Origin of the sequence: Hafnia alvei, from assembly GCF_964063325.1 — a bacterium.
Classification (GTDB): Bacteria; Pseudomonadota; Gammaproteobacteria; order Enterobacterales; family Enterobacteriaceae; genus Hafnia; species Hafnia alvei_B.
Genome location: NZ_OZ061315.1, coordinates 1759243 through 1781201 on the forward strand (window position 1 = coordinate 1759243; position 21959 = coordinate 1781201).

The window sequence follows — 21959 nt, forward strand, 5'->3', positions numbered from 1 at the left end:
ACCAGAAAATTAGGCAGAAAATAGGGCGGTAGAACACGGACTAAAAGTAGGGGAGATAAATAACTCGTGATGAGTGGAGCCAAACCCTAGATAACAAAAAGCAGAGCCGAAGCTCTGCCTTTGATTCTGTTCTGCTACAACCGCGAGGTTGCCGTCAGATTAGAACTGGTATACCAGACCCAGAGCTACGATATCATCAGTTGCGATGCTGTTAGCTTTGGTGAAATCGTTGTCATCAAGCAGGTTGATTTTGTAATCAACGTAGGTAGACATGTTTTTGTTGAAGTAGTAAGTCGCGCCGACATCAACGTATTTAACCAGATCTTTTTTGCCATCTACGTTGGTGTTCAGGTCTTTACCTTTAGACTGCAGGTAAGCAACGGATGGACGCAGACCGAAGTCGAACTGGTACTGTGCAACAACTTCAAAGTTCTGAGTTTTGTTAGCAACACCGGTAGAACCGTATGGAGTCATGTTGCGAGTTTCTGCATACATAGCTGCCAAGTATACGTTGTTAGCGTCGTATTTCAGACCAGTGGTCCATGCGTCAGCTTTATCGCCGCCAGCAACGTTACTGTTAGCTACGCGACCACGAGTAACTTGCTCGTTGGTACGGTCAGATGAAGAGTACGCTGCACCAGCGCTGATGCCCATACCGAAATCGTAAGAGGTAGACAGACCGTAGCCGTCACCGTTCTGCTGCTGGTAGCCACGGCCGTTGTTGCTTTCGGTCGCGTTGCCATTTTTGCCTTGGTACTGAGCGGCGATGCTCAGGCCGTCAACCAGACCGAAGAAGTTGTTGTTACGATAGGTCGCAACGCCGTTGGTACGGCCAGTCATGAAGTTGTCGGTGTTGGTGTAAGAGTCACCACCGAATTCTGGCAGCATATCGGTCCATGCTTCAACGTCGTAGATTACGCCGTAGTTACGGCCGTAGTCTAATGAACCGTAATCACCGAATTTCAGGCCCGCAAAGCCCAGACGGGTTGCGTTTTTAGAAGAGCCATTGCTTTCGGTGTTGTTTACTTTGATGTTGTATTCCCACTGACCGTAACCAGCCAGTTGGTCGTTGATCTGAGTTTCGCCTTTGAAGCCGAAACGAGCGTAAGACTGGTCGCCGTCTGAACCTTTGTCGTCAGAGAAGTAGTGCAGACCGTCAACTTTACCGTACAGATCCAGCTTGTTACCGTCTTTGTTATAGACTTCAGCTGCGTTTGCTGCACCGGCTGCTAACAGCGCTGGGATCACTACTGCAAGAATATTGCGTTTCATCATTGTTACCCTCTAAAGGAGTTATTTTTTTTTTGACACCTGCCACTGCCTAATTTAATTCTGCGCGGAACTATTTCATCACTTACGGAACTAAAAGAGAAAGTATGGTGTCTTCCTGTGTCTGCATCGCAGTGTTCCATTCACTAGAGCGATAATCTACATCGAAAATGATACAAAACTATAATTCGAGTAACAGAACGCAAGAATGTGTTTCAAAATGTAAAATTTTGGGAACTTTGTGACAGGGGTCTAAGTTTAAAAAAGAGAGGGGCCAGCATTGCTGGCCCCTTTTTTGTGATCAAAACGTTGAAATGTTGTTTTATTACTTAATTAGAAGGTTGCGTTTCTTGGTGTGCGTGGGAACGGGATCACGTCACGAACGTTTTGTACGCCGGTCACATAGGCGATTAAACGTTCAAATCCGAGGCCAAAACCAGAGTGAGGAACGGTGCCGTAACGACGAAGATCGCGATACCACCAATAATCTTCTTTGTTCAGACCCATTTCTTCTAAACGTGCATCGAGAACGTCTAAGCGCTCTTCACGCTGAGAACCGCCGATAATTTCACCAATGCCAGGTGCTAACACGTCCATTGCAGCAACGGTTTTGCCATCTTCGTTCATGCGCATGTAGAACGCTTTGATGTCTTTTGGATAGTTTTTCACTACCACCGGTGCTTTAAAGTGCTGTTCTGCTAAATAACGTTCATGCTCAGAAGACAAATCGACGCCCCAGTAGACTGGGTTTTCAAAGGTCTTACCGCACTTAAGCAGAATATCAACCGCGTCGGTGTAATCCACCTGAGCAAAATCGGAGGTGACAAAACGCTTCAGGCGATCGATGGCGTCTTTATCTACGCGCTGAGCGAAGAACTCCATGTCATCGGCACGTTCATCAAGCACGGCTTGGAAGACGTATTTCAGCATTCCTTCGGCAACGCCGGCGATATCGTCGAGATCCGCAAATGCAACTTCAGGCTCAACCATCCAGAATTCAGCCAGATGGCGGCTGGTGTTCGAGTTTTCCGCGCGGAACGTTGGGCCAAAGGTATAAACCTTAGACAGCGCGCAGGCGTAGGTCTCGCCGTTCAGCTGGCCGGATACGGTCAGGAACGCTTCACGACCAAAGAAGTCTTCACCGAAATCGACTTTACCTTCATCGGTACGCGGCAGGTTTTCCATATCCAACGTTGAAACGCGGAACATTTCACCAGCGCCTTCGGTATCAGAAGCGGTAATCAGCGGGGTTGAAACCCAGAAATAGCCGTTTTCATGGAAGTAACGATGAATAGCCTGTGCCAGCGTATGACGAACACGAGCCACCGCACCGATAATATTGGTACGTGGGCGTAGGTGAGCCACTTCGCGCAGATATTCGATGCTGTGGCGCTTTGCCGCCATTGGATAAGTGTCTGGATCTTCAACCCAACCCACGACTTTAACTTCCGTGGCTTGCAGTTCGAAACTCTGGCCTTCACCCGGAGAAGCAACAACTTTACCGGTGACTTCCAGCGAACAGCCCGTGGTCAGGCGCAAAACATCACTTTCATAATTCGGTAGAGAATTATTAACGACGGCCTGTAACGGATTAAAGCAGGAGCCGTCATAAACGGCGAGGAAGGAGATACCAGCTTTAGAATCTCTCCGGGTACGTACCCAACCGCGCACGGTGACTTCAGTGTCTACCGCGGCACGACCTTGCAGTACGTCGACTACAGGCACTACGCTCATAGATTTCTCTCTTTTATTGATCTTGGATGATAAATAACCTACAGCCCAGATAATACGGGCATGTTGCTATGTTACTTGTCATGCAAACAGACACAAGAAGAAATCGCAGACAAATCGCAAGAACTTGACGAGATATTGGGGGATTGAATGAAAAAAAGGAGAATAATCGATTTTATCAGTAAAAATTGGCGTTTTTTAGGCAAAAAAAGAGGGCGTAGCATACACCCTCATAATATTTGTTGTGCGAACGATTAAACCAAATAATTTAACTGGCTTTTTTTACCAGCGGTAAATCAAAGGCTTTGCGCAGCGCTTTAACGAAAGCTTTGTCATGGCAAATGGTTTTACCCGGGCTATCAGACAGTTTGGCGACGGGCTTACCGTTACACTCAACCAGCTTAATCACAATGTTTAGTGGTTTAACCTCTGGAATATCGCAGGTTAAACGGGTGCCGATACCGAAGCCAAGATTAATGCGGTTATGGAAATGACGATACAGCTCTAAGGCTTTTTCGAGATCGAGGTTATCGGAAAACACCAGCGTTTTTGTCATCGGATCAATGCCCAGTTTTTGGTAATGGGCGATGGCTTTCTCTCCCCATTCAACCGGTTCACCGGAATCATGACGCAGACCTTGATAGCGATTGGCAAACTGCGGGCCAAAATCGCGTAGGAAAGCATCCATCGTGATGCAGTCGGTGAGGGCAATGCCAAGCTGATCGGGGTATTCATCTAGCCACGCCTGAAGGGCTGCCCGTTGGCTGTTTGCTAATACCGGGCAAATCTGTTGGTGGGCTTGGAACCACTCATGAGCCTGAGTCCCCATCGGTGCAAGGTCTAGCAGCTGGGCAAACTTATAGTTGCTGGTGCCGACCAAATGTGGGAAATCCGTTTTCAGCGTTTCAATAATGGCACGTTGGACATCGTGTGAGAAACGACGGCGGGTGCCGAAATCCATCAGCTTGAAGCCAGAAAGATCGATATCTGCGCTCAGTTGCTTAAATGAATCGAGCTTTTTACGCAACTGTGCCACGGCCATTTCTGGCGTTGCCAGCGGTGAGCGGGCGCGGTGTACCACTTCACTGATAACGGCGAGCAGTGGGACTTCCCACATAATCACTTCACGCCAAGGGCCAGTGATGCGGATATTGAGGTGGCCATCTTCGTCACGGATATCGACCTGTTGCGGGTTAAAGCGAAAATCGCGCAACCAGTCCAGATAATCTTTTTTGAAGAAAGGCAGAGTGCTGAGATAGTTATATTCTTCATCTGTCAGCGCAAGATCGCCCATCAAAGCAACCTGCTGAATAATTTCGTTGGCATAACTGCCCAGTAACTCGTCGCCACGGCAACGAAATTCAGCCGCTACGGAGAGATTGCGGTAACGATGATACACCGCCTGCTGCATGTGCAGCTTATAGGCGTCAGTATCCAATAATGAAGTTAATATCGGGGAAGCATGTTGAGTCATGGCGCGTTACTGCATCCTCGTCAGGGATATTCCACGTTCGGGATAGTCGGCAAAGTCGGAGGAGTATACCTAGTTTATCCCGAGATTGAAGCCTCATAACATCATATGACATTTGATAGGTCGAGGATTAAACGTGCCATTTGCAGTAGCACCGATTAAGTTACTGTGCAATTGTACAATATTCATACCTTGATCCCAGTCTCGTTTCCTGAACAAATATCACGCATTTTCATTGTTAGCATCAAAGCTAATGAATCCACTTGGCGAATAAAAACTGACTTGGTTTTTACCGCGTTTCTTTGAGTAATAGAGCGCTTCATCGGCTTGCTTTATAGAGTGGTTAATATTTTGATAGTCATCAAGACGCGCCAATCCACAGCTAATGGTGAAGCCAACGCTAGGCTTATTCGGGATAGCAATACGTAGCATTTCGGTACGATGGCGAACCACATCAATAATCTTCATTGATTGATGCATATCTTCATATTTAATTAAAATAGCGAACTCTTCCCCACCGTAGCGACAATAAACCGTACTTTTCGGCAGCGACTGTTCCAGCATTTGGCTAAAGGCGATAAGCGCTAAATCTCCAACGTCATGGCCATAGCGGTCGTTTAGTCTTTTAAAATTATCGATATCAATCAGACAGAAGGCGAGAGGGTAGTCTTTCTCGGTAATTTGGCTGCACTGATTGAAGAATTTGCGACGATTATAAATATTGGTCAGCGGATCGGTTGAAGATGCTTCGAGCAGCTCATTGATAAGCTCTTGCTTTTCAGTTTCTAACAGGTGCTTTTCTATTTGATTTTGGCGTAGCTGATTAATAGCATCGGATATTGCCGACAGTTCTCCGGTCATGATCGAGTTATCTGGATATATGTTGAGGTCGCCTTGAGATAACTTCATGATATTTTTATTAGTGAGCGTCAGCCACAGACTAATTTTGGATGAAAAAACCAAGATTGGCATCACGATATATAACGCTAGCAGCCAGCACAGTGAAATCATGCCGTAAAGCTGAACTCGGCTGATACTTATCTTCTTTTCTAGCTCATGCAACTCAAGGTTATAGCTGTTATTTACGAAGAGAGCAGAGGCTTTATCAATGCTGATGATGTAGCGGTAGAAGCCGTCAAATGCATTGGATGAGCGACTCTGCATCACGCTGGTAAGGTCGGCAGTCAGATGCTGCATGCTGTCTTTGCTGAGTTTGTTTAATAGTTCGTCAATGTTTGCCGATGGATGTGCTCCACCAGGCGCGGTTGCAATAATAAAATCTACCCGCGAGCGTAAAGAGTCCAGCACGCCAATCAACTCTATCGAACGTAGATAAGATTGATTGCGCTTCACTTCATCCGTTTTGATATCGACTAACTGATCAATAAGCTCGGTTGCCGTTAACGTTAAGCGGTTATTTAAGCGGACGCTCTCGATAAATTTGTAGGAATGAGTGTCGGATAACGTCGTGTTATAGACATACAGGAAATAGAGCTTATTAAGTTCGGTGATAAAATAATTGCTCTTCACATCAAGCTGAGCCTGCATTAGAGGGCCGGCTGCGGATAATTCTTGATTATCGTTGGCCGTCAGTCTGTAGACGAGAGATTTTGCTTGGCTAAACATCTCATGAGTCTGTTGTTCTAATTCTGTCGCTGACTTGTCAGTAGGAGGAAGAACCAGTGCTTCAGAGTCGAGCCTGACCTGTTTTTCTGCGTCAAGGATCTCATTTTGCGTAATGGAATCGCTCATGAAACTGATACGCTTTAAGCGATGAACTAACAGTGCAGATTGGAAAACTTCAGTGAGCTCGCGTAGTCGTTTTACTTTGTAGAGGTTTTGCTGGTTTTGCGCGAAATCGATATGTGCTTTATGCAATGAGCTATAGATAAAAATACCAAAAAAGAACACCAATGCCGTGGTGAAAATGTAGATAAGGTTTTTTAGCTTCATGCACGCTGTTTTCTGGTTTTAGAACTTCGAGGAGCTCATTGAATATATTACTGGCCGCCAAAGCGGGCGTAATGAACAAGAAACGTCGAACGATAAGGTAACTATGATCATTATGTCAGAATATCGGCACTCAGAGTAAGTATTTAGGACTGAGAATAATCTTGCTCCATTATGGCGAATGTTTAGCTAGCCTTTACCTTTTATGACTTAAGCATTGCGCTGCACTCGGTTCTGATTCAGTTTTGCTTGGCGCGCTTTTGATGCCACTTGCGTGAATAACAGGCAAACGCACCGGAGTTTCTAGGCAGAGCTTCGGTTTTTCGATCGGTGTGATACAGTTTAGTTAATGGTTGGTTAGGGTGCTGATTTTTAGTCAGTGGCTATTCAGCAATGGCGCGGTCTACCGCGATACCGCCTTCCTGCAGCTTGAATTATTTAGGGCACATATTTTCGGCGAATCCTATAAGGGTATTTATGACACAACAACCTCAAGCCAAGTATCGTCACGACTATCAGGCGCCAGATTATACGATCACCGATCTGGCTCTGGATTTTGATTTAGACGCAGAGGTAACTACGGTTACCGCAGTCAGTCAGGTTAAACGTCAAGGCGCTGCGCAGGCACCTCTAATTCTCAACGGTGAAGATCTCACCCTAAAGAGCGTCAGTGTGAATGATGCTCCTTGGGAGCACTACCGCGAGTCAGAGAATCAGCTCATTCTTGAAAACCTGCCGGAAGCATTCACGTTGACAATTGTGAATGAAATTTATCCGGCTAAAAACAGTGCGTTGGAAGGACTCTATCTTTCGGGTGATGCGCTGTGTACCCAGTGCGAAGCCGAAGGTTTCCGCCATATCACTTATTATCTGGATCGCCCAGATGTTCTGGCTCGCTTCCGTACGCGCATCGTGGCGGATAAAGCGCGCTATCCATTCCTGCTGTCTAACGGTAATCGTATTGCGCAAGGCGAGTTACAGGATGGCCGCCACTGGGTGCAATGGGAAGACCCGTTCCCAAAACCAAGCTATCTGTTCGCGCTGGTTGCCGGTGATTTTGACGTTCTGCGCGATAGCTTTACTACCCAAAGCGGCCGTGACGTTGCATTAGAGCTCTACGTTGACCGTGGTAATCTCGATCGTACTGGCTGGGCGATGACATCGCTAAAAAATGCAATGAAGTGGGACGAAACCCGCTTTGGCTTAGAGTATGACCTCGACATCTATATGGTTGTCGCCGTCGACTTCTTTAATATGGGCGCGATGGAAAACAAAGGCCTGAATATATTCAACTCCAAGTATGTTCTGGCTAAAGCGGAAACCGCGACTGACAAAGATTATCTGGGCATTGAGGCCGTTATTGGCCACGAGTATTTCCATAACTGGACCGGTAACCGCGTCACCTGTCGTGACTGGTTCCAGTTGAGTTTGAAGGAAGGTTTAACCGTCTTCCGCGATCAAGAATTCAGCTCGGATTTAGGTTCACGTGCGGTAAACCGCATTGATAATGTCCGAGTGATGCGTGGTGCGCAGTTTGCAGAGGATGCCAGCCCAATGGCGCATCCAATTCGTCCTGATAAAGTCATCGAGATGAATAACTTCTATACGCTAACCGTCTATGAGAAAGGTTCTGAAGTTATTCGAATGATGCATACGCTGTTAGGCGAAGAAAACTTCCAGAAAGGCATGAAGCTCTATTTTGAACGTCATGACGGCAGCGCAGCAACCTGTGATGATTTTGTTCAGGCGATGGAAGATGCTTCTGGCGTTGATTTGACGCTATTCCGCCGTTGGTATAGCCAAGCGGGTACGCCAGAGCTCAGTGTGCGTGATGAGTATGATGCAGAGCATCAGCAATATCGTCTCTACGTCACACAGCAAACGCCGCCGACCTCTGAGCAAACAGATAAGTTGCCGTTGCATATCCCGCTGGATATCGAGCTTTACGATCCGCAGGGTAACGTGATCCCGCTGATGATTGACGGCGAGCCTGTGAGTAACGTGCTTAATGTGACGGAGTCTGAGCAAAGCTTCGCGTTTGATAACGTTCCACATAAGCCTATTCCTTCTTTGTTACGTGAGTTCTCAGCCCCGGTAAAATTAGAGTATCCGTATAGCGATCAGCAGCTCAGTTTCTTAATGCAGCATGCGCGCAATGATTTCTCGCGTTGGGATGCGGCTCAAATGTTGTTGGCAAAATATGTGCGCCTTAATGTCGCTAAATTCCAACAGAATCAGCCTTTGTCGCTGCCAATGCATGTTGTTGATGCGTCCCGTGCGGTGCTATTGGATGAAACGTTGGATCCGGCACTGGCGGCACAAATTCTGACGCTGCCTTCTGAGAATGAAATGGCCGAGCTGTTTAGCATCATCGATCCTGAAGCGATCGGTGCGGTATACGCAGCAATCACGCGTCTACTGGCGAAAGAAATGGCGGACGAATGGCTGGCGGTTTACAACAATAACCGTACGCCTGAATATCGCATTGACCATGCTGATATTGCCAAACGTTCGCTGCGTAACGTCTGCCTGCGCTATTTAGCCTTTGGCGAAGACGTGGTGCTGGCCGATGAGTTAGTGGTGCGTCAGTATGAAAATGCGAACAATATGACCGATTCGTTAGCCGCGCTGTCGGCTGCCGTTGGCGCAGAGCTGCCGTGCCGCGACCGCCTGATGACAGAATTTGACGAGCGCTGGCATCAAGATGGTTTGGTGATGGACAAGTGGTTTATGCTGCAAGCGACCAGCCCGTCTGCGTTGGTTTTAGACAATGTAAAAGCGCTGCTTAAACACCGTTCATTTACGCTGAGCAATCCAAACCGCATTCGCTCGCTGGTGGGGGCATTTGCACAGGCTAATCCGTCAGCATTCCACGCTGCAGATGGTTCAGGCTATGCGTTCTTAACAGAGATCTTGAAAGATCTGAATACCCGTAACCCACAGGTTGCGGCACGCATGATCGAACCGCTGATCCGCTTGAAACGCTACGACGAAAGCCGTCAGGCTCTGATGCGGAAATCACTGGAAGAGCTGAAAGGATTGGAAAATCTATCCGGCGATCTGTTTGAGAAAATCACCAAAGCGCTCAATGCATAACCATTGATTTAAAGCACTAAATTGGAGCCCCGCAGCATGTATCGCGGGGCTTTTTTTATTGATGGCTGGTCGCATGTTGTTTTGTGACCAGAGATAGTCCTCTACGCTGAATGGCGGCATAAAATGTGGTCAGTGACGCTTCTAGGCGTTCAGTCAGTGCAGTGTCCAGCGCGGCTTCACGCGAGGTGTAATCAATCTGCACGTCGGTTGCAAAAACACCGTGTAATACTTCTTGGGCTTTTAACGCGCTGAGTACGGGTTTGAGTGCATAGTCCAACGCTAAAAAATGATTGGACGACCCCGCTGTAGCAAGCGGAAGCACGACTTTATGTTCAAGTGCACGCTCGGGAAGGAGATCCAGAATGCTTTTCAATGCGCCAGAATAAGCTGCCTTATAAACCGGTGTGGCAACCAGCAGACCATCTGCTCGGCTCAAAGCCTGGTTCAATGCCAGTATTGGTGGGCTATTAAAATTGGCGAATAAGAGATCTTCGGCGACGAAATCTTGCAGGCTAAAATGCACGATTTCTACGTTATGACGTGCGAGCCAGCGGTGAGCAACTGCCAGTAGGGCGGAAGAACGTGATGGCTGTTTTGGGCTACCAGCCAGCGAAACAATAACCATAGAAGGCTCCAAGTAAGCGTAAATAGAATGTTAAATCTAAATTCCATTTCACCCTAACAGCCAAAATAAGTTATTAAAAATTTCTTTTTATTCTTTTAAGTTCAAAAATTTTATATAGGCAATCAGATATCTTGCCGCTATCTCAAAACCTAAACGTCACTAAGTGCCTATAAATGAGTGGGTAAGAGTAATCGTTTGCGCTGAATGCGTTCTTTTTGTCTTTAATCAATTCCAATCTGTTGAAAGATACCGGATAATACCGCCCCGACTTGCCACCGGGATTCAGGAGATACCATGCTTTACCCCTTCGTTAGAAAGGCACTTTTCCAGCTCGATCCAGAGCGCGCGCACGAATTCACCTTTAAGCAGCTTCGCCGTATTACGGGTACTCCATTGGAGTTTCTGGTTCGTCAGTCAGTGGCTTCTAAGCCGGTAACATGCATGGGATTATCTTTCAAAAATCCGCTTGGCCTTGCCGCGGGTTTAGACAAAGATGGTGAATGTATCGATGCGCTAGGCGCAATGGGCTTTGGTTTTATCGAAGTTGGCACCGTAACGCCTCGCGCTCAATCAGGTAATGATAAGCCGCGTTTATTCCGCCTTGTTGAAGCTGAAGGCTTAATTAACCGCATGGGGTTTAATAACCATGGGGTCGATAATCTGGTCGAGAACGTCAAAAAATCTCATTTTGGCGGAGTGCTAGGGATCAATATTGGCAAGAATAAAGATACGCCGGTTGAGCAGGGAAAAGACGATTATTTAATCTGTATGGAAAAGGTTTACTCCTATGCCGGTTACATTGCGATAAATATCTCCTCACCAAATACGCCGGGTTTAAGAACGTTGCAATATGGTGAAGCATTAGACGATCTATTAACCGCGATAAAAGCAAAACAGATCGAGCTACAACAGAAACACCATAAATATGTTCCTATTGCGGTGAAGATCGCGCCGGATCTTTCCCATGAGGAATTGATTCAGGTTGCTGATAGTTTAGTTCGCCATAATATAGATGGGGTTATTGCCACGAACACCACTTTAGATCGCAAATTAGTTAACGGGTTTAATTACTGTGATCAAATGGGAGGGCTTAGCGGGCGTCCTTTACAGCTGCACAGTACGGAAATTGTCCGCCAGCTATCTAACGAGTTGCAGGGGCGTTTACCGATAATTGGTGTGGGCGGGATTGATTCCGTCATTGCAGCCAGAGAAAAAATAGATGCCGGTGCTTCATTGGTTCAAATTTATTCAGGTTTTATCTTTAAAGGACCTGGTCTGATTAAAGATATCGTTAACTACATCTAATTATTTGCCTGCCTATTTGCCCCGGGGGTTTATTTCTTCTCCGGGGTAGTCTATATTTCAACCGTTCTGCCAATTAATTGTCCAAACGAATCACGCTAATTTAATCAACGCATGATTTGGTCGTATTAATGACATGGGCAACAGTCGAATCACGATCCTGATGGTCGATGCAGAAGAGGGATGTTATGAATATAAAACCGGGCGATAACTGGCGCTGGTATTTTGATGAGGAACACGATCGTTTGATGTTGGATTTAGCCAACGGAATGATCTTTCGATCCCGCTTTGCAGCCAAAATGTTGACTCCAGATGCTTTTGAAGAGAGCTCATTTTGCGTTGATGATGCAGCGCTCTATTATCAGTTTGAAGAACGAAGCCGGCAGACGGGATTAAAAAAAGAACAACGTGCAGAGTTAATACTCAATGCGTTAGTTGCGCAGCGTTTTCTTAAACCGCTGATGCCAAAGAGTTGGCATTTTGCCCCGCAGTCTTGCTCGGTGAATCCGGCGTTAGGTGAAGTGGTTGCCGTGCAGGTTTCTAATACTGCCGAACAGGCGCGTTTGCTGGTGGTCGAGTCTGGAGATAGTGCCAGTTTATGTCTTTTAGCCCAGCCTTATTTGCAACTTGCAGGCAAAGCGATGCAGCTTGGCGATGCCATTAAAGTGATGCACGACAGATTAATTGCGGTGCAGCCGTCTAGTGATGCTCAAGATATTTTAGCCTACGCCGTTTAATATATGCGGGCAGTGAATATCCCGCATATTTCTACTATTTAGAACGATAGCTATTCTAGAGCGACGGTTATTAAGCTAATTTAATATCGCTTTTGGGAATGCAGCTACAGCTAAGAATGCGGCCATTCGGGCCCACGGCGCTTTTCTTCAACGGCGTAACTTCCCCTTCGTCTAGCGTTAATTTGCAAGCACCGCATAATCCTGCCCGACAAGAATAGGGAATTCGGATACCTTGAGCTTCCAGCTGTTCTAACAGTATTTGTTGGTTATTGCCGGTAAATACCTCTCCTTGATATTCAATTTTGACGCTTTTTTCACCGACATTGGCTACCGATAGAGATTCGTTTGTTTCTCCAGCCGAATAAAGACGAGGAGGGCGAACGCTGAGTATTTCAACGTTATCTCCTTGGCGAATAACCCCACCGCTGCGCGCGATCATATTCATGCCGAAATCCACATCGCCATTGTCTGCGGTGCGGAATGACTGCAAGGTTTTTAACGGTTCACCTGCAGGGTGTTTACGCCCACGGTCGGTGCTCACCGTGGTCAGAATACAGCGGCTGCATGGTTTGACTAAATCAAAAATAATCTCGCCGATGCGAATAACCTGCCAGCTATCTTCATCAAAAGCCTGAGCGCCGCTAACGACAATATTCGGTCTAAACTGCTCAATGCGAATAGCGCTTGGGCTGCGCTGCTGTAAATTTTGAAACGAAGCTTCATTGATTAATAAAAAAGGATAACCGTCGGCAAACGTCAGCGGAATTTCCGGGTGATGTTTTACACGCCGACTGAGCTCATCGCCTAACCAACGAAGCTGAACGTCGCGCTTAAAATAACGGCTCAGCCATACGTTTATCTGGGTAGGTGCAATGAGCGCGGTAAAGTGATTGCCCCAAACTTCGGTAGGCTGTTGTTCTTTAATAAAGTCTTGCCATAACACCATAATACTTTCACCATCGGGCGCGGCGAGAGCAATACCGTTCGGTAATAAGGAGGGGGTGAATGTCACCATCCGTGGATTTTGGCGAGCGGTAATAAAGGTGCCGTCAGTTTCAGTTATCATCAACGCACGATCGAATGCTAAACCACTTGGCAAAACCTGAGCCTGTGAAAGCTGTAAGCCACGCATGGATTTTATCGGATGAACATATAGCTTTGATAACGTGATCATTTCAGCACTTCCTCGTTCCGTCGTTTTAAAAGAATTTCAGCCGATCACTTTATGACACCTGCTTCATATTGAACAGATAGCGCGGCGTTTTCTTTTATGGGTACAGAGCTATCAGTAGGTGTAGAAGCGGTGGGGAAGAGATGCAGTGCCGATCAAGAGGTCTGCGACCGGCACTTAACGGTGAGTATTCACGTGCAAGATAGGATTAGTTCATCCCTAAGCGAACAAGGTCGAGCGGAACGTAACGATCGCTGAGATTATCGATATCTACGCATTTTGAACGACGGATTTGCGCTGAGGGTAGGTTGTCACCGTGAATAGCCGTAATTACACCAATCTCGCCGGTACCACTCACCATGACGCGGCTGCCAACTTTAATGGCGTTGCGGTTGCGATCGTATGTCATCACGCTTTCTTGGGTCATCTTCAGCTCCTCCTTCATCGTATATCATCGGTACATCATGAATTCGGTGTGAGATTTTAAAATCGTCGTTTTGCAAAAAAAATGATTTAGATCAAATTTTTAAAAATATTTATCCCTATGAAATCGTTAACTATAATTTTAAAACGGCGTTTATTTTGAACATTTTTCGCAGAAGAAAAAGGATTAAAAATGATGCATTAGACATCGCGTAAAAACAGGCCAAAAAAGGGGGATGGCAAAAAGATAAAATGAAGGATGGCGGTTTTTCATAGAAAAGTATCAAATGTAGGGTCCTACAGGTTAAAATAGCCAATTAACTGACTGATGTTCACTTGTCAGAACCTAGCAAACGGTGCAACTTGCTGCTTAGTTATAATGCATGGAGTTGCATACTCATTTGATTATTAAGCTTTTTCTGGCTTTTAGTCTCCGTAAATTCTCTTTAGTGATAGTGAAAACATGAAATCTCTGTTTGCCAGCACCGCGCGCGGTCTAGAAGAACTGTTAAAAAATGAACTCGAAGCCCTCGGTGCGCACTCCTGTCAAATTGTTCAAGGCGGTGTGCATTTTCAAGGGGATGATCGTTTGCTCTATCAGAGCCTGCTCTGGAGCCGTTTAGCTTCGCGCATTTTGATGCCGCTGAATGAGTTTAAAGTCTATAGCGATCTGGATCTGTACTTAGGTGTACAGGCAATCGACTGGACTTCTATTTTTGGCGTCGATAAAACCTTTGCCGTGCATTTCACCGGCACCAACGAAGAAATTCGCAACAGCCAATATGGCGCGTTGAAAGTCAAAGATGCGATCGTGGATAGCTTCACGCGCAAAATTGATGCGCGTCCCACCGTCGCCAAACAAACGCCAGATATTCGTATTAACGTTTTCCTACAGCGTGAAACGGCCAGCGTGGCGTTGGATCTGAGCGGAGAAGGCCTGCATCAGCGTGGCTACCGCGATCTTACCGGTGCGGCACCGCTTAAAGAAACGTTGGCCTCGGCTATTGTGCTGCGTTCGGGCTGGAAAGCGGGTACGCCGATGGTCGACCCAATGTGTGGTTCCGGTACTTTACTGATTGAAGCCGCAATGATGGCCTCCGATCACGCGCCGGGTCTGACCCGTCAGCACTGGGGCTTCACCGCGTGGAATGGTCATAACCCTGAATTGTGGCGTGAACTGATGGCGGAAGCACAGGTGCGTGCCCGTCGTGGTCTGCAAGAACAGGAAGGTCAGTCACGTTTCTTCGGTTCAGATAACGATCGCCGTGTGATTGAAATGGCGCGTGCTAACGCCCGTCGTGCTGGTGTTTCCGAACTGATTACGTTCAACGTGGCTGACGTCAGCAACCTGAAAAACCCGCTGCCAGAAGGCCCAACCGGAACCGTGCTAAGCAACCCGCCATACGGTGAACGCTTAGAAAGCGAACCTGCACTGATTGCGCTGCACAATGCGTTAGGTCGCATCATGAAAGGCGCATTTGGCGGTTGGCAGCTCTCTTTATTCAGTGCATCTCCTGAACTGCTGAGCTGTTTACAGCTCCGTGCAGAGCGTCAATTTAAGGCGAAAAACGGCCCGCTGGACTGTGTGCAGAAAAACTATCAGCTCGCAGAGAACCCGCTGGGTGCGCCAGCAGGCCAAATTGCTGAAGATTATGCGAACCGTCTGCGTAAGAATCTGAAGAAGCTTGATAAGTGGGCGAAGCAAGAAGGCATTGAATGCTACCGCGTTTATGATGCCGATCTGCCAGAATACAACGTTGCCGTCGATCGCTATGCCGACAAAGTGGTGGTGCAGGAATATGCGCCGCCGAAAACCGTTGATGCGCAAAAAGCACGTCAGCGTCTGTTTGACGTGATTAACGCCACTCAGTCGGTGATGAACTTGCCGTCTAACAGCTTGATCTTGAAAACCCGTGAACGCCAGAAAGGCAAAAGTCAGTATGAAAAACTGGCACAAAAAGAAGAGTTCATGCTGGTTAAAGAGTACAACGCTGAGCTGTGGGTTAACTTAACTGACTATTTAGACACGGGTCTGTTCCTTGACCACCGCATTGCCCGCCGCATGTTGGGCGAAATGTGCAACGGTAAGGACTTCCTGAACCTGTTTGCTTATACCGGAACGGCGAGCGTTCATGCAGGGTTAGGCGGTGCACGTTCAACCACCACGGTGGATATGTCACGCACTTACCTTGAGTGGGCAGAGAAAAACCTGCGGGCGAATGGGTTAACCGGACGTCAACATCGTTTGGTTCAGGCTGACTGTTTATCTTATTTGCATAACAGCGATGAACAATACGATGTGATCTTTATTGATCCACCGACGTTCTCGAATTCAAAACGTATGGAAGCCACGTTTGATGTGCAGCGCGATCATATTGACATTATGCGCAACCTTAAACGTATGCTGCGTCGCCGTGGCACCATTATGTTCTCCAACAACAAGCGTGGATTTAAAATGGATCTTGAAGCGCTCGGTGCATTAGGTCTGGAAGCGAAAGAAATTACCGCTCAGACGTTGTCTCAGGACTTTGCCCGTAACCGTCAGATCCATAACTGCTGGCTGATCCGTCATGCTGGCGAGGAAAAGTAAGATATGTCGTTAATTAGTCTTTCCGGTGCATGGATTTCATTTAGTGATGCGCCGTTGCTCGATAACACCGAATTACACATCGAGCCAAATGAACGTGTTTGTCTGGTAGGCCGTAATGGCGCAGGCAAATCAACCTTGCTGAAAGTACTGGGCAAAGAGTTACCGCTAGATGATGGACGTATCATCTATGAGCAAGATTTAGTGGTCTCGCGTTTGCAGCAAGATCCGCCGCGTAATATCGGTGGAACGGTTTTTGATTTTGTCTCAGAAGGCGTTGCCGAGCAGGCTCAGCACCTTAAGGCTTATCATGATTTGCTGAAAAAGGTCGAATCCGATCCTAGCGAACAGAACCTGAATAAGCTTTCTGCGCTGCAGGAGATTTTGGATCATCAAGGCCTATGGCGTATTGATAGCCGCATCAGCGACGTGCTGACTAAGCTGGGCTTGAACGCGGATACCGACCTGTCTGCGCTATCGGGTGGTTGGCTGCGTAAAGCGGCTTTGGCACGTGCGCTGGTATGTGAGCCCGATGTGCTGTTGCTGGATGAACCGACAAACCACTTGGATATCGAAACGATCACGTGGCTGGAAGATTTCCTGAAGGAATTCACCGGCAGCATCGTATTTATTTCCCATGACCGTTCATTTATTCGCAGCATGGCGACCCGTATCGTCGATCTGGATCGCGGTAAGCTGGTTTCTTGGCCTGGCAACTATGACGCCTATTTAATTGCAAAAGAAGAAGCGCTGCGCGTTGAAGAAATGCAGAACGCCGAGTTCGATCGCAAATTAGCGCAGGAAGAAGTCTGGATCCGCCAAGGTATCAAAGCGCGTCGTACCCGTAACGAAGGCCGCGTTCGCGCGTTAAAAGCGATGCGTAACGAACATGCCGAGCGCCGTAGTGTGCAAGGTAATGCCAAGATGCAGGTTGAAGAATCGCTGCGCTCCGGCAAAATTGTCTTCGAGATGGAGAATGTTAATTATAGCGTCGCAGGTAAAACGCTGGTGCGTGATTTCAGCGTTCAGGTTAACCGCGGCGATAAGATCGCGCTGGTTGGGCCAAACGGCTGTGGTAAAACTACGCTGCTGAAACTGATGTTGGGCCAATTGCCGCCAGACAGCGGGAAAGTGCGTTGCGGGACCAAGCTAGAAATTGCTTACTTTGATCAGCATCGCGCAGAGTTAGATCCAGACAAAACCGTGATGGATAATCTGGCTGAAGGTAAGCAAGAAGTTATGGTTAACGGCCGTCCACGCCATGTTTTAGGATATTTGCAGGACTTCCTGTTCCACCCTAAACGCGCGATGACGCCGGTACGCGCCTTGTCAGGCGGTGAACGTAACCGATTGTTGCTCGCGAAGTTGTTCCTAAAACCAAGCAATCTATTGATTCTCGATGAACCAACCAACGATTTAGATATCGAAACATTGGAATTGCTGGAAGAGCTGGTTGATGGTTATCAAGGCACGGTTATGCTGGTTAGCCACGATCGTCAATTCGTCGATAACTCCGTGACTGATTGCTGGATCTTCGAGGGTAACGGCGTCATTAACAGCTACGTGGGTGGCTATTATGACGCGCACAAGCAAAAAGCCGACATGCGTTCTTTCAGCCAACAGGCTGCGTCTAAACCTCAGGCGAGTGCAAATACACCTAAAGCGGAAGTGAAAAAGCGCAGCAATAAGATGAGCTATAATTTGCTACGTGAATTAGAGCAGCTTCCTGCACGCCTTGAAGAGTTGGAAACCGCGCTGACTACTTTGCAGGAAAAAGTCGCTAAACCTGATTTCTTCAACCAATCTCATGAAGAGACTCAGAACGTTCTGCAAAAGATGGCTGAAGTCGAGCAGCAGCTTGAAACAGCGTTTGAGCGTTGGGAAGAGCTAGAAGCAATGAAGAATGCTTAATCGATCTGCCTAAGACGGAATAAAGCCTGACTAACGCGGAGTGATGTGTTGTGTCAGGCTTTTTTGTGCATTTTATGTAGCAACCAAATAGTGGGAAAAAATCATGTGTTCTGAACATCATCTGGATTCAGAAAACAAAATATTATGCCCGCAATGTGACATGCTGGTGGAGCTGCCCGTGTTGCCAGAGGGCTCTAAAAGTAGCTGTCCTCGTTGTCATACGACCTTGATGGTGAAGTGGCGAGAGCCGCGCCGCCAGCCCGTGTTGTACGCCATTTGCGCGTTGTTTATGCTGGTCTTAGCCAACCTTTTCCCCTTTGTGAACATGTCGGTGGCTGGGATCCGCAATGCCATTACGCTGATTCAGATCCCACAGACGCTGGTGTCAGAAGACTATGCCAGCATGGCGTCGCTGTTTATGATTTTCGTCCAGTTGGTGCCTGCATTTTGTATGGTTTCGATTATTCTGCTTAATTTGCGGATACCGATGCCGACAGAACTCAAGGTCATGATGGCGAAGATCCTCTTCAAATGTCGCTCGTGGTGCATGGTTGAAATCTTCTTAGCGGGAGTTCTGGTTAGCTTCGTGAAGCTGATGGCCTATGGTGATGTCGGTGTGGGGACCAGTTTCCTGCCTTATTGCCTATTTTGCGTCCTGCAGGTACGCGTATTCCAAGTCATCGATAAACGACTTCTATGGCGTGATATTGCGCCCGCCCCGCAGCTTCCAGAAAATTTACGTGTTGGCCTGACCGGGCTTCAACAAGGGCTGCGCTCTTGTTCATGTTGTTCTGCTATTTTACCCGCCGATCAGCTGTCGTGCCCCCGCTGTCATAGCAGAGGCCACGCGCGACGTCGTAATAGTTTGCAATGGACGATGTCTTTACTCGTCACGGCAATCATGTTGTATATCCCCGCAAACGTTCTGCCGATTATGGTAACGCAAGCACTTGGCACCAAGCTCACCTCAACGATTATGGCTGGGGTTATTTTGCTTTGGGGCGAAGGCTCTTACCCCGTAGCCATGGTTATTTTTATCGCCAGTATTATGGTTCCCACGCTAAAAATATTAGCGATAGGGTGGTTATGCTGGGATGCCAAATATGCCACGCGCGGTGACAGTGAGCGTATGCATTTTGTTTATGAAATTGTGGAATTTGTTGGGCGCTGGTCAATGATTGACGTGTTTGTTATCGCGGTACTTTCTGCGTTGGTAAATATGGGGCAATTGATGAGCATTTACCCTGATATTGGAGCGTTACTTTTTGCGATGGTGGTGATTATTACCATGATCTCAGCGATGACATTTGATCCTAGATTGATCTGGGATCGTGAACGTGGCTTAACGTACAAGGAGCCTCAAAGTGAATGAGCAAGAAACTGGCGTAGCTAAGGTTGAAAAAATCAAACGCTGGTCCCCTGTCTGGATTGTCCCTATCGTCACGGCATTGATCGGTGCATGGGTGATTTTTTATCATTTTAGCCACCAAGGACCGGAAGTGACGTTGATTACTTCTAGCGCAGAAGGGCTTGAGGGTGGCAAAACGGCGATCAAAAGTCGTAGCGTTGACGTGGGAATGGTTGAAACCGTTACGTTAAATGAGGATTTGACGCAGGTCATCGTAAAAGCACGCTTGAATTCAGGAATGGAAAAGCTTCTGCGTAAAGACAGCGTGTTCTGGGTAGTGAAACCACAGATTGGTCGTGAGGGTATTTCAGGGCTCGGAACCTTGCTCTCAGGCGCATATATTGAGCTGCAGCCGGGCTCAAATAAAGAGGCTCATGATGAGTTCAATTTGCTTGATCAGCCGCCGCTAGCGCCGCCGGATGCGAAAGGGATCCGCGTCACGTTAGACAGCGAACAGGCAGGGCAGCTCAGCCCTGGCGATCCCGTATTGTTCCGTGGTTTACGCGTTGGTTCCGTTGAGACCAGCCAGTTTGATCCCAAAAATCGCCAGATCCACTATCAGATCTTTATCACTGCGCCGTATGACACCTTGGTGACGGACAACGTTCGCTTCTGGATCGACAGCGGTGTTTCATTCGATATGTCTGCTCAGGGCATGCGTGTGGAAATGGGCTCATTGACCACGCTATTTAGCGGCGGCGTAAGCTTTGATGTGCCTCAAGGCTGGTCAGTAGGTAAGCCCGCGGCAAATCAGTCTCAGTTTGCACTGTTTGATAACCAGCGCAGCATTCAGGAGTCGCTATACACAGAACATAAAAGCGTGCTGATGTTCTTTAGTGATTCTATTCGTGGTTTGCAGGCTGGTGCTCCGGTTGAATTCCGCGGTATTCGCTTAGGTACTGTGGCTGAAGCGCCTTACTTTGTGACTGGCCTAAGCCAGAAGTTGGACTCCGATTACCAGATCCCGGTCTTGGTTAATATCGAGCCAGGCCGTATTCAGCAAAAATTGGGCGATAACTTTAACGTTGAGCAACATCTGTTCTCCGGCGTGGGTGAAGGGTTACGTGCATCACTTAAATCTGCCAACTTGCTAACCGGGTCACTGTATATTGATTTGGACTTCTATCCACAGGCTAAGCCTTGGAAAGGTCCTCGCAAAATTGATGGTTGGCCGGTCGTGCCGACGGTAAGTGGTGGCTTGGCGCAGCTGCAACAGAAACTGACCGCGACACTCGATAAAATCAACTCGTTGCCAATTGAGCCAATGATCAATGAAGCGACTAATACTTTGAAGGCCAGCCAGAAAACGATGGCAGAAACGCAGAAAACGTTGGATGCGTTGAATAAACTGGTTTCAAGCAAAGAAGCGCAAGCATTACCAGGCGATATGCAGAAAACGTTGACTGAGTTGAATCGAAGTGTGAAAGGCTTCCAGCCGGGGTCTCCAGCCTATAACAATATGGTCGGCGACATGCAGCGTTTGGATCAGGTGTTACGTGAGCTGCAGCCGGTACTACGTACGCTCAATGAGAAGAGCAATTCACTGGTGTTTGAAGCGCCAGCTGGCAAAGATCCGCAGCCTAAGAGGACAAAATAATGAAAATCTGGATGGTGGGAGCGGCTGCGTTACTGCTGAGTGCATGTAGTAGCCAACCACAGAAAAGTTACTATCAGCTTCCTGTTCCCGTGGCTAGTACGGCGGTGGTGCAAGCGCCTGTCAACAGCGACACGCACCAGCTATGGCTTGAGCGTGTTAGCGTGGCAGATTTTCTGAGTGCCCTCGGCGTGGTTTATCAAACTAACGACGTGCAGTTTGTCACCGCCGGCAATAATCTTTGGGCAAGCCCGTTGGAGCAGCAGCTTCAACAAACGATGGTCGCGAATCTGAGTGTGGCAATGCCGGGCTGGATTGTTTCATCTCAGCCGTTGGGTAATGCTCAGGATACGCTAAATATCAGCGTGACGGGCTTCCATGGCCGCTATGATGGCAAGGCTGTTATCAGTGGCGAATGGATTTTAACGCGTAATGGTCAACTGACTAAGCGAGCGTTCAATCTGGTGCTTCCTGTGCCGCAAGACGGCTATGATGCGCTGGTGAAGACGCTTGCGGAAGGCTGGCAGCAGGAAGCGCAGCAGATCGCACGTCAGGTTCAGTGATACCCTAGACTAAAATTGTCTAAATAAACCCCGGTCAGAGCAAATCTTGCTGACCGGGGTTTTCTTTATGTAGAACAGGCGATTGTGAGATATCGCGTTAAATACAGCTGTAGAGCGGCGT

The 21959-nt window shown here is 47.7% G+C and carries 15 protein-coding genes; 8 read left to right on the forward strand and 7 right to left on the reverse strand.

Going from position 1 to position 21959, the window contains the following annotated elements; translation table 11 throughout:
• Positions 1 to 159: 159 nt before the first annotated feature.
• The 4 genes from ompC to AB3Y96_RS08265 form a co-directional block, all read right to left on the reverse strand.
• Complete coding sequence (ompC, locus tag AB3Y96_RS08250; protein ID WP_367300296.1) at positions 160 to 1272, reverse strand: porin OmpC; 1113 nt, start codon at positions 1270 to 1272, stop codon at positions 160 to 162.
• A 330-nt stretch (positions 1273 to 1602) separates the two neighbouring features.
• Entirely contained in the window at positions 1603 to 3003 is a 1401-nt protein-coding gene (gene asnS / locus AB3Y96_RS08255; RefSeq protein ID WP_072309938.1) for an asparagine--tRNA ligase, read from the reverse strand.
• Between the two features lie 265 nt (positions 3004 to 3268).
• A complete protein-coding gene (gene pncB / locus AB3Y96_RS08260) occupies positions 3269 to 4474 on the reverse strand; it encodes a nicotinate phosphoribosyltransferase (RefSeq protein ID WP_367298932.1) in 1206 nt (401 codons plus the stop codon).
• 219 nt (positions 4475 to 4693) lie between these two features.
• Positions 4694 to 6424: a GGDEF domain-containing protein gene (locus AB3Y96_RS08265; RefSeq protein ID WP_367298933.1), complete on the reverse strand. Its 1731-nt coding sequence runs from the start codon at positions 6422 to 6424 to the stop codon at positions 4694 to 4696.
• A 474-nt stretch (positions 6425 to 6898) separates the two neighbouring features.
• Here AB3Y96_RS08265 and pepN point away from each other — a divergent pair, with 474 nt between their 5' ends.
• Entirely contained in the window at positions 6899 to 9517 is a 2619-nt protein-coding gene (gene pepN / locus AB3Y96_RS08270) for an aminopeptidase N (protein ID WP_367298934.1), read from the forward strand.
• A 55-nt stretch (positions 9518 to 9572) separates the two neighbouring features.
• On the opposite strand, the gene ssuE is transcribed toward pepN, so the two are convergent.
• A complete protein-coding gene (gene ssuE, locus AB3Y96_RS08275; RefSeq protein WP_072309942.1) occupies positions 9573 to 10142 on the reverse strand; it encodes an NADPH-dependent FMN reductase in 570 nt (189 codons plus the stop codon).
• Between the two features lie 294 nt (positions 10143 to 10436).
• Here ssuE and pyrD point away from each other — a divergent pair, with 294 nt between their 5' ends.
• Positions 10437 to 11447 (forward strand): quinone-dependent dihydroorotate dehydrogenase, encoded by a 1011-nt coding sequence (pyrD, locus tag AB3Y96_RS08280; protein ID WP_367298935.1) that lies wholly within the window; start codon positions 10437 to 10439, stop codon positions 11445 to 11447.
• Between the two features lie 185 nt (positions 11448 to 11632).
• The gene (locus tag AB3Y96_RS08285; protein WP_072307280.1) at positions 11633 to 12181 is read left to right on the forward strand and encodes a cell division protein ZapC; all 549 of its coding nucleotides are present in this window, start codon (positions 11633 to 11635) and stop codon (positions 12179 to 12181) included.
• Between the two features lie 70 nt (positions 12182 to 12251).
• On the opposite strand, the gene AB3Y96_RS08290 is transcribed toward AB3Y96_RS08285, so the two are convergent.
• Entirely contained in the window at positions 12252 to 13355 is a 1104-nt protein-coding gene (locus tag AB3Y96_RS08290; RefSeq protein ID WP_367298936.1) for a YcbX family protein, read from the reverse strand.
• Between the two features lie 205 nt (positions 13356 to 13560).
• A complete protein-coding gene (gene ydfZ / locus AB3Y96_RS08295) occupies positions 13561 to 13764 on the reverse strand; it encodes a putative selenium delivery protein YdfZ (RefSeq protein ID WP_367300297.1) in 204 nt (67 codons plus the stop codon).
• A gap of 474 nt (positions 13765 to 14238) precedes the next feature.
• Between ydfZ and rlmKL the strand changes: the two genes are divergently transcribed.
• The 5 genes from rlmKL to pqiC all read left to right on the forward strand — a co-directional run bounded on the left by rlmKL (position 14239) and on the right by pqiC (position 21838).
• Complete coding sequence (gene rlmKL, locus AB3Y96_RS08300; protein WP_072307282.1) at positions 14239 to 16365, forward strand: bifunctional 23S rRNA (guanine(2069)-N(7))-methyltransferase RlmK/23S rRNA (guanine(2445)-N(2))-methyltransferase RlmL; 2127 nt, start codon at positions 14239 to 14241, stop codon at positions 16363 to 16365.
• A gap of 3 nt (positions 16366 to 16368) precedes the next feature.
• On the forward strand, positions 16369 to 18273 hold the full coding sequence (locus AB3Y96_RS08305; protein ID WP_367298937.1) for an ABC transporter ATP-binding protein: 1905 nt from the start codon (positions 16369 to 16371) through the stop codon (positions 18271 to 18273).
• Positions 18274 to 18376: 103 nt separating this feature from the next.
• On the forward strand, positions 18377 to 19645 hold the full coding sequence (gene pqiA / locus AB3Y96_RS08310; RefSeq protein WP_367298938.1) for a membrane integrity-associated transporter subunit PqiA: 1269 nt from the start codon (positions 18377 to 18379) through the stop codon (positions 19643 to 19645).
• Positions 19638 to 21278: an intermembrane transport protein PqiB gene (gene pqiB / locus AB3Y96_RS08315; RefSeq protein WP_367298939.1), complete on the forward strand. Its 1641-nt coding sequence runs from the start codon at positions 19638 to 19640 to the stop codon at positions 21276 to 21278. The genes pqiA and pqiB overlap by 8 nt, the downstream gene beginning before the upstream one ends.
• A complete protein-coding gene (pqiC, locus tag AB3Y96_RS08320) occupies positions 21278 to 21838 on the forward strand; it encodes a membrane integrity-associated transporter subunit PqiC (protein WP_072307286.1) in 561 nt (186 codons plus the stop codon). Before pqiB ends, pqiC begins: the two co-directional genes overlap by 1 nt.
• The last annotated feature ends 121 nt before the right edge of the window (positions 21839 to 21959 follow it).